Annotated in this window: 13 protein-coding genes; 7 read left to right on the forward strand and 6 right to left on the reverse strand. The window is 66.6% G+C overall.

Features of this window, described 5'->3' with window-relative positions; all coding sequences use genetic code 11:
* Positions 1-98: 98 nt before the first annotated feature.
* On the reverse strand, positions 99-557 hold the full coding sequence (locus ABS45_RS11075; RefSeq protein WP_291555590.1) for a Cd(II)/Pb(II)-responsive transcriptional regulator: 459 nt from the start codon (positions 555-557) through the stop codon (positions 99-101).
* Positions 558-596: 39 nt separating this feature from the next.
* Between ABS45_RS11075 and ABS45_RS11080 the strand changes: the two genes are divergently transcribed.
* Complete coding sequence (locus ABS45_RS11080) at positions 597-2621, forward strand: heavy metal translocating P-type ATPase (protein ID WP_291555591.1); 2025 nt, start codon at positions 597-599, stop codon at positions 2619-2621.
* Between the two features lie 100 nt (positions 2622-2721).
* The gene (locus ABS45_RS11085; protein WP_291555592.1) at positions 2722-3210 is read left to right on the forward strand and encodes a DUF411 domain-containing protein; all 489 of its coding nucleotides are present in this window, start codon (positions 2722-2724) and stop codon (positions 3208-3210) included.
* A 21-nt stretch (positions 3211-3231) separates the two neighbouring features.
* On the opposite strand, the gene ABS45_RS11090 is transcribed toward ABS45_RS11085, so the two are convergent.
* From ABS45_RS11090 to ABS45_RS11110, 5 genes are all read right to left on the reverse strand, one after another.
* On the reverse strand, positions 3232-5928 hold the full coding sequence (locus ABS45_RS11090; RefSeq protein ID WP_291555593.1) for a bifunctional acetate--CoA ligase family protein/GNAT family N-acetyltransferase: 2697 nt from the start codon (positions 5926-5928) through the stop codon (positions 3232-3234).
* A gap of 111 nt (positions 5929-6039) precedes the next feature.
* Positions 6040-6225, reverse strand: a complete 186-nt coding sequence (locus ABS45_RS11095; protein ID WP_291555594.1) for a hypothetical protein — start codon at positions 6223-6225, stop codon at positions 6040-6042.
* Positions 6226-6469: 244 nt separating this feature from the next.
* Complete coding sequence (locus tag ABS45_RS11100) at positions 6470-8026, reverse strand: acyl-CoA synthetase (protein ID WP_291555595.1); 1557 nt, start codon at positions 8024-8026, stop codon at positions 6470-6472.
* An 18-nt stretch (positions 8027-8044) separates the two neighbouring features.
* On the reverse strand, positions 8045-9382 hold the full coding sequence (locus tag ABS45_RS11105; protein ID WP_291555596.1) for a 3-deoxy-D-manno-octulosonic acid transferase: 1338 nt from the start codon (positions 9380-9382) through the stop codon (positions 8045-8047).
* Positions 9383-9391: 9 nt separating this feature from the next.
* The gene (locus tag ABS45_RS11110; protein WP_291555617.1) at positions 9392-10780 is read right to left on the reverse strand and encodes a phosphomannomutase/phosphoglucomutase; all 1389 of its coding nucleotides are present in this window, start codon (positions 10778-10780) and stop codon (positions 9392-9394) included.
* 227 nt (positions 10781-11007) lie between these two features.
* On the opposite strand from ABS45_RS11110, the gene ABS45_RS11115 reads away from it, so the two are divergent.
* The 5 genes from ABS45_RS11115 to ABS45_RS11135 are packed head-to-tail and all read left to right on the forward strand — an operon-like array spanning position 11008 to position 14030.
* Positions 11008-11604 carry a cytochrome c gene (locus ABS45_RS11115; RefSeq protein ID WP_291555597.1) on the forward strand — a complete coding sequence of 199 codons (597 nt, stop codon included), beginning with the start codon at positions 11008-11010 and terminating at the stop codon, positions 11602-11604.
* Between the two features lie 13 nt (positions 11605-11617).
* Positions 11618-13036 carry a cbb3-type cytochrome c oxidase subunit I gene (locus ABS45_RS11120; RefSeq protein WP_024537223.1) on the forward strand — a complete coding sequence of 473 codons (1419 nt, stop codon included), beginning with the start codon at positions 11618-11620 and terminating at the stop codon, positions 13034-13036.
* Positions 13033-13332: a hypothetical protein gene (locus tag ABS45_RS11125; RefSeq protein ID WP_291555598.1), complete on the forward strand. Its 300-nt coding sequence runs from the start codon at positions 13033-13035 to the stop codon at positions 13330-13332. Before ABS45_RS11120 ends, ABS45_RS11125 begins: the two co-directional genes overlap by 4 nt.
* A 2-nt stretch (positions 13333-13334) precedes the next feature.
* Positions 13335-13676: a hypothetical protein gene (locus ABS45_RS11130; protein WP_024537225.1), complete on the forward strand. Its 342-nt coding sequence runs from the start codon at positions 13335-13337 to the stop codon at positions 13674-13676.
* 33 nt (positions 13677-13709) lie between these two features.
* The gene (locus ABS45_RS11135) at positions 13710-14030 is read left to right on the forward strand and encodes a cytochrome c (protein WP_024537226.1); all 321 of its coding nucleotides are present in this window, start codon (positions 13710-13712) and stop codon (positions 14028-14030) included.
* The last annotated feature ends 124 nt before the right edge of the window (positions 14031-14154 follow it).

Below are 14154 nucleotides of genomic sequence, written 5' to 3' on the forward strand. Positions count from 1 at the left end.
AAAGCGCAGTCATGGCGCGGGCCATGGCGAGCATTTGCAACGAAGAGGGGCGGTGTTTTGGCGTGCAGGGCGGGCATGGGGGATTGCCTCTCAAGCTCTCAGACATGGCGTCGCCCCGCGGTGGCAGGCGCGGGCACGGGCTGCGCATCGGCCTGCGCGTGCAGTGCTTCGATCACATGGCATTGCGCGCCGGTGCCGTCGCAGCGGTTGCGCAGGTCCAGCAGCGCCTGCTCCAGCGTGCGCAGCTCCGTCAGGCGGGTACGCACATGGCGCAGGTGCTCGTCCAGCGTGGCACAGGCCGCATGGTCGGCGCCCGCGCCGTGCACATCCAGCGCCAGCAAGCTGCGCACCTCGTCCAGCGACATGTCCATCGCCCGGCACAGGCGCACGAAGCGCAGCCGGTGGACCTCCGCGTCACTATAGAAGCGATAGCCGTTGGCGCCGCGTACGCCCGCCGCCAGCAGCCCTTCCTTCTCGTAATAGCGGATGTTGGCAGCCGACACACCCGACAGGCGCGCCGCTTCGCCGATGCGGTGGTGGGGGTTTTGCGCGCTCATGCTTGACCTTGGAGTGACTTCAAGGTTTCCAATCATCGCATGAACCACGCAAGCCACGCCCATCCGCACGGCCACACGGGTGACCACGATCACCAGCACGACCACGCCTCAGTAGACGCCCCACCGGCCAGCGCCTGCGCTTCCTGCGAGAGCCATGGTGATCACGATCACGGCGGGCATGACCACGGCCTGCTGCCCAACTGGCCGCGCATCGCCCTGGCGCTGGCCTTCGCCGCCGGCGCGGAGCTGGCGCACGCCTTTGCCCAGCCCTGGCCGGGCATGGCGCTGGCCGTGGTGGCCATCGCCCTCTCCGGCCTGGGCGTGTACCGCGCGGGCATCAAGGACCTGCTGGCCCTGCGCCTGGGCATCAGCGCGCTTATGACGGTGGCTGTCACCGGCGCAGTGCTGATCGGCCAGTGGCCCGAGGCGGCGATGGTGATGGCGCTGTACGTGGCCGCCGAGCGCATAGAGCACGGCGCGATGGACAAGGCGCGCAACGCCATCCGCGGCCTGCTGGACCTTGCGCCCGAGATGGCTGACGTGCTGCAGGCCGATGGCAGCGTGCAGCGCCAGAGCGCCGCGCAGGTGCCGCTGGGCGCGCTGCTGCGCATCACCCCTGGTGCGCGCGTGCCGCTGGACGGCACGGTGACGCAGGGCGCCAGCAGCGTGAACCAGGCGCCCATCACCGGCGAGAGCCAACCGGCCGACAAGGCCGTGGGCGACCCGCTCTACGCCGGCAGCGTGAACCAGCAGGGCGGACTGCAGATGCGCGTCACCGCCGCCGCCAGCAGCACCCTGCTGGCGCGCATCGTGCACGTGGTGGAGCAGGCGCAGGCCAGCCGCGCGCCGACGCAGCGCTTCGTCGACCGCTTTGCCGCCGTCTACACGCCCATCGTCTTCGCCCTCGCCCTGCTGCTGGCCGTTGCCGCGCCACTCTTCATGGGCTGGACCTGGCAGCATGCCGTGTACGAAGCACTGGCGCTGCTGGTCATCGCCTGCCCATGCGCGCTGGTGATTTCGACGCCGGTCACGGTGGTCAGCGCACTGACCGCCGCCGCCCGGCGCGGCATCCTGATCAAGGGCGGCAGCGCGCTGGAGGGTGCGCGCAGCCTGCGCGCCATCGCGCTCGACAAAACCGGCACGCTCACCACCGGCGAGCCGACCCTGGTGCACTGGCAGGCGCTGGCAGGCAGCACGCCCGAGCGCGCTGCGCTGCTGGCGGCGAGCCTGGCCGGCCGCTCGGACCACCCCGTCTCGCGCGCCATCGTCCAAGGCCTGGAGGGCTCAACACAGGGCCAGCCGCTGGAGGCGCAGGATTTCAACGCGCTGCCCGGGCGTGGCGTGCAGGCCATCCTGGAGGGCGAATCCTGGGCGCTGGGCAACACCCGCCTGGCACGCGAGCGCGGCCTGCTCGACGAGCCGCTCACCACGCTGCTGTCCGAGCATGAGCAGCAGGGCCGCACGCTCACGCTGCTGCTGAACGCCACGGGCGTGCACGGCCTGTTCGCGGTCGCCGACCCGCTGCGCGAACACGCGGCCGAGGCGATCGAGCGCCTCAAGGCACTCGGCATTCATCCCGTGGTGCTCAGCGGCGACAACGCCGCCACCGTGCAGGCCATCGCCGCGCAGGCCGGCATCGGCGACGCCCGCGGCAACCTGCTGCCCGAGGACAAGCTCACCGCGCTGGCCGAACTGCAAGCGCGGCGCGGCGCCACCGCGATGACCGGCGACGGCATCAACGATGCCCCGGCCCTGGCCGCTGCCGACCTGGGCTTTGCCATGGGCGGCCAGCACGCCACCGGCATGGCGATGGAAACCGCCGGCGTGGTGCTGATGAACGATGACCTGCGCCGCGTGGCCGATACGGTGGCGCTGTCGCGCCGCGCACACCGCGTGTTGTGGCAGAACATCAGCGCCGCGCTGCTGGTCAAGGCAGCGTTCTGCCTGCTGGCGGTGATGGGCATCGCCACCATGTGGATGGCCGTGGCTGCCGACATGGGCGTGAGCCTGCTGGTGATTGCCAATGGCCTCAGGCTGCGGCGCGCGGGAACCTCGGACGGATGAATCGCCACCAACAACGACCATGCGCCAGAGATGCTGGCTAATTTGATAGCTTCTTGCGCTTGCATGGCAAGCGCAAACCCCGATTTTGAGGATGGAAAACATGCCTGCTGCCAAACCCCTCACCCGCCGCCACTGGCTGGCTGCTCTGGCCGCAGGCAGCCTCGCTCTGCCCGCCTGGGCCGCCAGCCCTGGGCGCACCCAGGTGGAACTCTGGAAAGACCCCAGCTGCGGCTGCTGCAAGGACTGGATGGCGCACATGCAGCAGCATGGCTTTGACTTCACGGTGCACGAGGTAGGCAACAACGGTGCCCGCGCACGGCTGGGGCTGCCGCGCGCGCTGGGCTCGTGCCACACGGCATTGGTGGGCGGCTATGTGATCGAGGGCCATGTACCCGCAAGCGACGTGCAGCGCCTGCTGAAGGAAAAGCCGCGCGCACTGGGGCTTGCGGTGCCGGGCATGCCGGTGGGCAGCCCGGGCATGGACGGTCCGGAGTACCAGGGCCGCAAGGATGCCTACGAGGTGTTGCTGGTCACGCCCGCGATGAAGCGCGGCGAGGTGGCGACGCAAGTGTTTGCCAGCTACCGCTGAACGCCGCGCACCGCACCACGCTTACAGCGGGTGCACCACCAGCTTGAATTCCGGCTCGTCCTCGCAGGGGCGGATTTCGAAGCCGATGCGCCGCATCAGCTTGAGCATGCGCACGTTGCCCGCAAGCACCAGGCCCTGCATTTCCGACAGCCCGCGGTCGCGCGCCACATCCATGATGGCGAGCATCAGCCGCCCGCCCACGCCGCGGTTGGCGAAGTCGTCGGCCACGGTCAGCGCGAATTCGCAGCTGGTGTGGTCCGGGTTGGCCACGTAGCGCGAGACGCCGATGACGCGCTCGCTCTGGCTGGCGTTGCCGTGCTCGTCCACCACGGTCTCGCGGTGCACCGCCGCCAGCGCCATTTCGCGGTCGTAATCGATCAGCGTGAAGCGCGCGAGCATGGTGTCGGGCAGCTCCGACAGCGGCGAGACAAAGCGGAAATACCGGCTTTCCGAAGAGAGCTCGCGCACCAACTGCTGCAGCATCTGCCCGTCGTCGGGCCGGATCGGGCGCACCAGGAACTCCCCGCCGCCCTGCAGCGGCCAGACCTGCTCGTAGCGCTCCGGGTAGGGCATGATCGCCAGGTGCCCGTAGTAGCTGCCGCCCTTGCCATCGCTGCTGCTCGCCGCCTCGTGCACCACGATGCGCGCATCCACCGCCACCGCGCCGTTTTCGTCGGTGATGATGGGGTTGATGTCCATCTCGCGCAGCTGTGGCAGCGCGCAGACCATTTCCGACACGCGCAGCAGGATGTGCTCCAGCACCTCCTTGTGCACCGCGGCCGCACCGTGCCATTCACCCAGGGTCTCGGCCACGCGCGATCGGCTGATGAGGCGGCGCGCCAGAAACTGGTTGAGCGGCGGCAGCTCCATTGCCCGATCGCGGATCAGCTCGATCATCGTGCCGCCCGCGCCAAAGGAGATCACCGGGCCAAAGGGTTCGTCCGTCACCAGGCCGATGCAGACCTCGCGCCCGCGGCGCACCTTGGCCATCTTCTGCACCGTCACGCCGTTGATGCGTGCCTTGGGCTGCAACCGCGCCACGCGCTGCACCATCTCTTCATAGGCATCGCGCGCCGCGGCGCCACTGTGCACGTTGAGCACCACGCCACCCACATCGGACTTGTGCGTGATGTCCGGCGAATCGATCTTGAGCGCCACCGGAAAGCCGATCTGCGTGGCAATCATCATCGCCTCGCGGCTGCTCCTGGCCAGCAGCGTGTTGGTGACAGGAATCTGGAACGCGGCGAGCAGCGTTTTTGATTCCATCTCGGTCAGGATGTGGCGGCGCTCGGCCAGCACGCTTTCGATCACCAGACGCGCACCCTCGATATCGGGCTTGCCCATGCCGGTCAGCGGTGGCGGCGTCTGCTGCAGCAGTTGCTGATTCTGGTGGAACGAGGAAATATTGCCGAACGCTCCCACCGCCGATTCAGGTGTGCGAAAGGTCGGAATCTGGGCAGTGCGCAGCAGCTCGCGCGCGGGCAGCACCGAAGCATCGCCCAGCCAGCTGGTAAGCACCGGCTTGTTCGCTTTTTGCCGCGCATCGACCACCGCCTGCGCCACTGCCGCAGCGTCGCCAGCCAGCTTGGGCGAATACAGCACCAGCACACCATCGACCCCGCGATCCTGAAAGGCGGCATCCAGCGCCAGTGCGTAATGCGCCGGCGTGGCCTCCTCCGAAAGATCCACCAGATCGGACAGCGTGGCCAGCGACGGCAGCTGCGGCGCCAGCGCCTGCACGCTGGCTTCGGACAGCTGCGCCAGGTCGATGCCGATCTCGTTGGCCCAATCTGCCGCCAGCACGCCGGGGCCACCGCCATTGGTGACCACGCACAGACGGTTGCCCACCGGCCGATAGCGCGACGCCAGGCATTTGACGGCAGAAAACAGCGCCACGAAAGAGCGCACGCGCACCGCGCCGGCTCGGCGCAGCACGGTATCGAACACCTCATCACTGCCGACGATGGCGCCACTGTGCGTCTGCGCGGCGGCATTGCCCGCGGGCTTGCGCCCTGCCTTGAGCACCACCACCGGCTTGGCGAACGCCGCCGTACGCAGCGCACTCATGAAGCCGCGCGCGTTCTGTATGCCTTCCATGTACACCGCAATGCTGTGCGTGTGCGAATCGTGGGCGAGGAAATCCAGCGCCTCGGCCAGCCCGATGTCGGTATGCGGCCCGACCGAAATCACGCTGGAAAAACCCACGCCGTTGTTGACCGCCCAGTCCAGCATCGCCGCCGTCAGCGCGCCCGACTGGCAGACCATTCCGAGCGAGCCCTGGCGTGCCAGCGGCCCCATGGCACTCGCATTGAACTTGAGCAGTGGCCGCTGCAGGCCTATCGAATTGGGTCCGAGCAGGTACAAGCCCTCGCGCCGCGCGATCTTGCGCCATTGCTGCGCCTGCTGCGCATCCACGCCGCTGGACAGCACCAGCGCACCGCGGCAGCGCGTGCGCCCGGCCAGTGCCAGGGCGGCCGGCACGTCGGCATCGGGGAGCGCGATCACCGCCAGATCGGCACGTGTTTTCACCAAGTCGGCCAGCGTGCCGCTGGTGTGCACATCCACATAGTGCAGCGTGCCGTCATAAGCCTGCGCCCGCAAGGCCTCGTGCAAGGCGCGCGCCTGGGCCGTGAGCTGCTGTGGCGCATTGCGGTCACCCGCAAAGACGAGCACCGACTTCGGCGAGAACAGCGGCGTGAGGTAGTGTTGTTCCATCATGGTGGCAAGCGCGCCGTGCGCATCCCGGCCGATCGGCTGGGCAGTACATGCAGTGCGAACACGAAAGCCATCGATTGTGCGGAAATTGACAAACCCGAGCAGGGCAGGCTTTTACTGCGCGCTGCCGGGCTCCGTGCCCGCCTCCGGTGCCGCGGCCTGCTCCTGCGCATCCTCGGGGGCGGCATCTGCCTGCGGCTCCGAGCCACGCGTGAGCTTGCGCTGCAGCTTCTCTTCCTTCTTCTTTTTCTTTTCCAGTTCACGCTGGCGCTTTTCAAACGAATAGTTGGGTTTTGCCACGGGTTTCCTTCTCCATATTCCAAAACGGCCGCGCCCGCCTGCCGCATTGCAGCGCGGTCTGGCAAGGCTTGACGTGGCCCCATTGTCCCCGGGAAACCGCCGGCGCTCGCGCGCCGTTGACCGCAAGCGCCATGCGCGGCCGGTCGGCAGCGCACAACGGGCGGCATCGCTGCCACTTGAATCCAAGATGAAATATGCCGCCAGCGCTTTTCCAGAAAGCGATGACAGCTATGGTTTGTGAAGCTCAGACGAGCTGCTCACGCAGCCTGCGCTTGAGCACCTTGCCGCTGGGATTCTTGGGCAGTTGGTCAAAGAACACCACGCGCTTGGGCGCCTTGAAGGCCGCCATATGCGCAGTGCAATGCGCGATCACGTCCGTCTCGCTCAGCACCTGGCCCTGCTTGACGATGACCACGGCGGTCACCGCCTCGACCCATTTCGGATCGGGCAGGCCGACCACGGCCACCTCGCTGACTTGCGGCAGGCGATAAATCATTTCCTCGACCTCGCGGCTGGCGACGTTCTCGCCACCGCTCTTGATCATGTCCTTCTTGCGATCGACGACGGTGATGTAGCCCTCCTCGTCGATCACGCCCAGGTCGCCGCTGTGAAACCAGCCGCCCTCGAACGCTGCCTGCGTGCGCTCGTCATCGTGAAAGTAGCCCAGCATCAAATGCGGCGAGCGGTGCACGATCTCGCCCACCTGGCCTGGCGCCACATCGCGCATGGCATCGTCGACGACGCGCGTCTGCACGTTGATGACCGCACGGCCGGCCGAGCCGGGTTTGCGCAGCTGGTCGTCAGGCCCGAGCAGCGTCGCCAGCGGCGCAATCTCGGTCTGGCCATAAAGATTCCACAAGCGCACCGACGGCAAACGCTCGGCAATTTCCTGAAGCACCGCCACCGGCATGATGGAGGCGCCGTAATAGCCCTTGGCCAGCTGGTGCAGCCTGGCCGGATCAAACAGCGGCGAGCGCAGCAGCGCGATCCACACCGTCGGCGGCGCGAAGAAGCTCGTGATGCCATGCTGCTGCAGCAAGGGCAGCAGGTTGTCCGGCGTGGGCTTGGCGGTGATGAGGTTGGTGCTGCCCACATACACCGCCGGGCCGAAGAACACATCCAGCTGCGCGCAGTGGTACAGCGGCAGCGCGTGCAGCATCACGTCCGCCTCGGCAATCTCGGCATCGATGACGCAGCTCACGTACTGCCACAGCACCGCATCGTGCGTTAGCATGGCGCCCTTGGGGCTGGATTCGGTGCCGCTGGTGTAGACGATCTGCGCCACATCGGTGCCCGCCAGCTGCGGCTCGGCCAGCGCATCCGTGCAGGCGGCCAGTTGATGGAAATCGTGCATGCCGGGCACGGGCTCACTCGCCTCCTCGGACGGCAGCCAGATGAACTGCTCCACCCGCGTATCCAGGCCCGCCGCCTCCCGCGCCAGCGCCGCCAGGCCGCTGTCGGTGGCCAGCATGCGCGCACCCGCATGGCGCAGGATGAAGGCCACCTCTTCGGCCTTGAGCATGAAGTTGATCGGCACCAGCACCGCACCGCGGCGCGCCAGTGCAAAACGCAGCGCGGCAAAGCCGTGCGAATTGCGCGCCAGCACTGCCACCGTGTCGCCTTCCGCCACGCCGATGCGCGCCAGACCGGCTGCCAGGCGCGAGACCAGCGCATCGAACTCGGCATAGGTCCAGCGCGTGTCGCCGCAGATGACACCCACCTTGTTCGGCAGGCGCAGCGCGGTGCGGCGCAGGATGTCGGCAATCGATTGGCGGCGGATGGCGGGGGAAATGGCGCTCATGGCAAAGGTCTCCTGGGGTTATCGGTTCGGCGAAAAATATACGCCCGCCACGCTTGCAATGGCTGCCGCCGTCTTTTGAGCAGCCCCCTGATGCTGCGCGAGGAACGCACCGCAGCGCTGCACCATCTGCGCACGCTGGTCACCGGCGTGCACCAGGGCAAGCGCCTGATCGAGCGCGGCACCCATGTCCGCCGCACGCAATGCGGCGCCCGCCTGCACCGCACCCTCGGCTGCCTCGGCAAAGTTGAAGGTGTGCGGCCCGAGCAGCACCGGGCAGCCGCAGGCGATGGCCTCGATCAGGTTTTGCCCGCCCAGCGGTGCAAAGCTGCCGCCCAGCAGCGCGGCATCGGCCAAGCCGTAGTACAGCGCCATCTCGCCGAGCGAGTCGCCGAGCCAGACGTCGGCCGCCTCTGGTGCATCACGCCACTGGCTGCGGCGCGAGACGCTCAGACCGGCCGCCGCGCACAGGAGTGCAACCTCGTCAAAGCGCTGCGGATGGCGCGGCACGATCAGCCATTGAACCGGCACTGTCAACACATTCGAATTGATAGCTGTTAACGCTTTATCCACAAGTGCTGCGGGCTGTTTTTGCTTGATATTTTCCAGCCACAGCGCTTCTTCCCCTTCGCGCGAGCTGGCCAGCATGACGACGGGGCGAGGCTGCAGCGCACGCCATGCCCGGCCTTGCGCGAGCAGCGCGGCATCGGGCTGGGCATCGAACTTCAGATTGCCAAACACGCCCGCGACCGGCGCGCCCAGGCTACGCAGGCGCGCAGCGTCCTGCCCGGTCTGCGCCCACACCGCCGAGAGCGCCGCATAAGCGGGCCGCGACAGCCATGCCAAGCGTCGGGCGCCACGCAGCGATTTTTCGTTGAGTCGCGCATTGGCGAGCACCAGCGGCACACCGTGCACGCGGCACGCCGCCACGAGATTGGGCCAGATTTCGGTTTCCATCAGCACGCCTGCCGTCGGGCGAAAGTGCTGCAGAAAACGTCGCACCGCGCCCGGCGTATCCCAAGGCAGCCAGGCTTGCATATCGCCCGGCTGCAGCAGCCTGGCGCCTTCGGCGCGCCCGGTCGCCGTGCCGTGGGTGAGCAGCAGGCGCATGCCGGGAAGCTGCGCACGCAGCGCCTGCACCAGGATGGCAGCGGCACGCGTTTCGCCGAGCGATACCGCATGCAGCCAGACCAGCACTGAACCGCTCCGACTGGCCGGTGTGTCGTAATGCCCGAAACGCTCTTCAACCGCCAGCGCATACCCCGGCTCGGCCCGCGCGCGCCGACGCAGCTTGCGCCGCAGCAACCCCGTCGCCAGCCACGCCAGCAGGCTGTAGCCGGCCAGCGCAAGCCGCTGCATGGCGCTCATTCAGTGCGCGGCAGCGCCCAGCGTCGCGTCGGGCTTCACGCGCTGGAGCAGCGCCAGCATTTCGCCGCGGATACGCGCCAGCGCCTCGTCGGTCTGCCCTTCGAAGCGCAGCACCAGCACCGGCGTGGTGTTGCTCGCGCGAATCAGGCCAAAGCCGTCCGGCCAATCCACGCGCAGGCCGTCGATGGTGCTGATCCGCGCCGGTGCGGCAAACGCTTGCGGCGCCAGCGCCTGCAGCTCGGCCGCAAGGCGATGTGGTTCACCCTCGACACAGGCGACATTCAGCTCCGGCGTGCTGTGGCTGGTGGGCAGCGCTTCGAGTACGGCACCCGGATCGGCATGGCGGCTCAGGATTTCGAGCAGACGCGCGCCAGCGTAGGTACCGTCGTCAAAGCCGTACCAGCGCTCCTTGAAAAAGATGTGCCCGCTCATCTCGCCGCCCAGCGGCGAATGCACCTCTTTCATCTTCGCCTTGACCAGCGAATGCCCGGTCTTGAACATCAGCGCCACGCCGCCCGCCGCCTCAATCGCGGGCGCCAGGCGCTGCGAGCATTTCACGTCGTAGACGATGGTGCCGCCCGGCACGCGCGCAAGCACGTCTTGCGCGAACAGCATCAGCTGCCGGTCCGGGAAAATATTCTGCCCCGAGCGCGTGACTATGCCCAGTCGGTCGCCATCGCCATCAAACGCCAGCCCCAGATCGGCATCGCCCGCCTGCAGCGCCGCCATCAGGTCGCGCAGGTTTTCGGGCTTGCTCGGGTCCGGGTGGTGGTTGGGAAAATTGCCATCCACTTCAGAGAACAATTCCGTCACCTCGCAGCCCAGCGCACGGAAGATGGCGGGCGCGGACGCCCCCGCCACGCCATTGCCGCAATCGACCACGATCTTCATCGGCCGCGCGAGCTTGACGTCGCCGGTGATGCGCTGCACATAGGCAGGCAATACATCAGCCTGACGCACCGAACCACGGGCCACCTCGGGCCACTGCTCCGCTTCGATCGCCAGCCGCAGCGCCTGAATCTCATCGCCGTAAATCGCACGCCCCGCCAGCACCATCTTGAAACCGTTGTGGTCGCGCGGGTTGTGGCTGCCGGTCACCTGGATGCCGCTCTCGCACAGCGTGCTGGCGGCAAAATACAGCATGGGCGTGGTGCACAGCCCGATGTCGATCACGTCCACGCCGGCCTGCAGCAGCCCCTCGGTCAGCGCCGCCACCAGCGCGGGGCCGGAGAGCCGCCCGTCACGCCCCAACGCCACCGTGCGCTGGCCGGCCGCCCGCGCAGCGCAGCCAAACGCACGGCCCACCGCCTGCGCCACCGCTTCGGTGAGCGTGGCAGGCACTACGCCGCGAATGTCATAGGCCTTGAAAATCGACGCTGCTAGCTGCACGGATACCCCACTGACAGAACTCAAGGGAAGCCATTGTAGGGAGCGGGCTGTTCCCTTCTTGATAGCTGTCGGCGCACGCACCACGCAGCGCGGCACCGCAATGCACGCGAATGTTTGCGCTACATCAAGAGAAGCGGCTGAAAGACACTGATGGCAGCCGGTTCTTGATGGACAGACGCGTTGCGCGCTCTCAGAATGAATAGCGTCAACCCAAGCGTGAGATTTCCATGAACTTTCAGGATCCTCTGTTCTGGCGCGCCGGTGCGGTCTCCACCACGCTCGTGATGCTGATCGTGCTGGCGTTTCTCTCCATCGACAGCATGCGCTACGTCACCGCCGGCGGCATCAACGTGCCGCACTACGACGTGATCAACCAGGCGATTGACTACAAGTACGACTGGTCGCGCAGTGCGGATGTTCCAGTCATCGGCGGGGATGAGCCACTGTTCGGCAAGAAGGTCAGCCGCGAAGAGGCCGAGCAGATCATGCACAAGGGCAAGCTGGTCATCCAGACGCGCAACTGCATGAACTGCCACACCATCTTCGGCAACGGCGCTTACTACGGCCCGGACCTGACCAAGGCGTGGCTGGACCCGGCGTGGGACCAGATCTGGATACCCGCCACCGGCAAGGCCACCAAGGAAGAAGCCATGGCCGAATTCCTCATGCATCCCGACAAATACCCGACCTGGCGCCGGCAGATGCCCAACCTCAAGATCACCGAAGAAGAGGCGCGCGCCACCGTCGCCTACCTGAAGTGGATCGCCGCCATCGACACCAACGGCTTCCCGTCCGGCTTCGGCCGCATGGCCCCGCAACGCTGAAAGGACCCGCGCCATGTACGAAGCACAGAAACTGGGCATCAAGTACCTCACGGCCGCCGTCACGCTGTTCGGCGTGATGATTCTCTTCGGCCTGCTGTCCTCGCTCTACTACCTGTTTCCGGGCATGCTCTACAACGTCTTTGACTTCAGCATGTCCAAGACGCTGCACATCGACACGCTGGTGATCTGGCTGCTGATGGGTCTGATCGGTGCCATTTACTACTACCTGCCCAAGGAGCTGGAGCAGGAGGTGGTCGGCATCAAGCTGGGCAACCTGGCGTTCTGGGTCTTCTGCGTGTCGGTGGCGCTGGTGGCGCTCACCTTCCTCTTCGTGCAGTACGGCGAGGCCAACGAGTTTTCACTCTGGTTCATCAACCAGGGGCGCAAATACGTCGAAGCGCCACGCTGGGCGGCCGTGGGCATCACCGCCATCATGCTGGTGTTCTCCTACAACATCATCGCCACCTGCGTGAAGGCCAAGCACAAGATGACCGGCATCCTCTGGGTGCTGTGCCTGGATCTCGTGCCGCTGGTGGTGGTCTACCTGGACGCCTTCCCGGCCGATACCAATCTTTCACGCGACCTGTACTGGTGGTGGTGGCTGGTGCACATGTGGGTGGAGAGCACCTGGGAGGTGCTGATCGGCTGCATCATGGCCTGGGTGCTGATGGATGTAATGGGCACGTCGCGGCGCATCGTCGAGACCTGGCTGTACATCGAAGTCATGCTGGTGCTGGGCGCCGGCATCCTGGGGCTGGGCCACCACTACTTCTGGATCGGCACGCCGGAATACTGGCTCTCGATCGGTGGCTTCTTCTCGGCGCTGGAACCACTGCCGCTGCTGGGCATGGTGGTGCACGCGGTCTATGACGCGGGCATGCACCGGCTCAAGACCGGCAACCGCCCGGCCTACTTCTGGATCACGACCGAAGCCTTTCTGAATTTCATCGGTGCCGGCGTCTGGGGCTTCATGATGACGCTGCCGCAGATCAACATGTTCTCGCACGGCACGCAGTGGACGGCGTCGCACGGCCACTTCGCGTTCTACGGCGCGTATGTCTGCGGCATCATCGCCGTGCTCTACGTCGCCAAGCAGCGGGTATCCGGCGTGCAGACCATGGGCGGCAACCGCTGGAAATGGGCCTACGGATTTCTCAATATCGGCATGCTGGGCATGGTGATGGGGCTCTTGCTCGCAGGCATGGCGCAAGCCTTCTTCGAGCGCGCGGCCGGTGGCTCCACCCTCATGGCCTACACGGTGGCGTCGGAGAACCCCTGGTTCACCAGCGGCATCTGGGCCCGCACCGGTTTCGGTTTCATGTTTGCGCTGGGTTATGTGCTCTTGATCATTGACCTGCTCAAGGCGCCGGTGCCGCAGAAGGAAAGCGCTGCACTGCCGCCCGTCGGCCACGCACAGCCGGAGCCCGCATGACCCCCGAAGCCCTGATCCAGACTGCGGTGATGATGGGCCTGCTGGTGCTCGCCGGCGGCGCTTGGTCGCTGTTGTATTGCCTGGGCAAGACCCGCACGCGCGCCGATTTCATGCACATGGCGCTGGGCTGCTACATCGTCGCCCTGGGCCTGGCGGTGGCGATCGGCGTCTATTCGCCACTGTCCCCGGGATGGAAGGCGCTGGTGCTGGTGAGCGCCCTTGCCTACGCCGGCATTCCGCCCATCACCCTGCGCTACCTTGAACAGATCCACGACCACGAAGGCGAGGAGGCCTGAGCATGTTTGCCAACCTGATCAACAGCATTGCCGGCCTCGTGCTGGTGTATTCGGTGGTGCTGCACCCCACCTGGGTGGAGCAGCGCTACTTTCCGCTGATGGGCTTTGCCGCGCTGTTCCTGGTGATGGCGGTCTGGGCACGCCGCAGCGACCCGCATCCGTGGTTCAGCTGGGTCAACATCATCATGGCGGTGGCACTGGCCATTCTGTCACTGTTCCAACTCGCCACGCTCCCCTATCTGACATTCTGGGTCGCCTTCTGGGTCGGCTGCACCGTGCCCATCATGGCGTCCTGGGCCCTGCTCTACAACCGCGACTTGCGCAAGACCGCGGCCGCCCACTGATCCAGCGCCCCCACCGCACAACGGAGAACTGACATGAACCAGCGCAACGTTTTCATCGGTCTGGCGGCAGCGGCGACGGCCGCCTTCGCCCTGACGGCACAAGCGGCCGACCCGGCCGCAGGCAAGGCCCAGTACGACGCCACCTGCGTGGCCTGCCACGGGCCCGGCGGCATTTCGGTCGCACCGATCTACCCCAACCTCGGCGGGCAGAAAGAGCAGTACCTGGTGGAACAGCTCAAGGCCTACCGCGACGGCACGCGGAGCAACCCCATCATGGCGCCCATGGCCAAGCCACTCACCGACACGCATATCGCCAACCTGGCCGCCTACCTGGCGGCGCCCGGCAAGCGCTGAGCGTCCAAGTCGCAACACCACCCATCGCAAACCGTGCCGTTCCACCAGGAATGGCACGGTTTGTGCTTTTGTGTGCGCAGTGTGTCGGCGCATACCCATGCCGGCGCGATTGGGCTAAGCTGGC

The organism is Comamonas sp. SCN 65-56, from assembly GCF_001724135.1.
In the GTDB taxonomy this organism is placed as follows: Bacteria; Pseudomonadota; Gammaproteobacteria; order Burkholderiales; family Burkholderiaceae_C; genus Comamonas_C.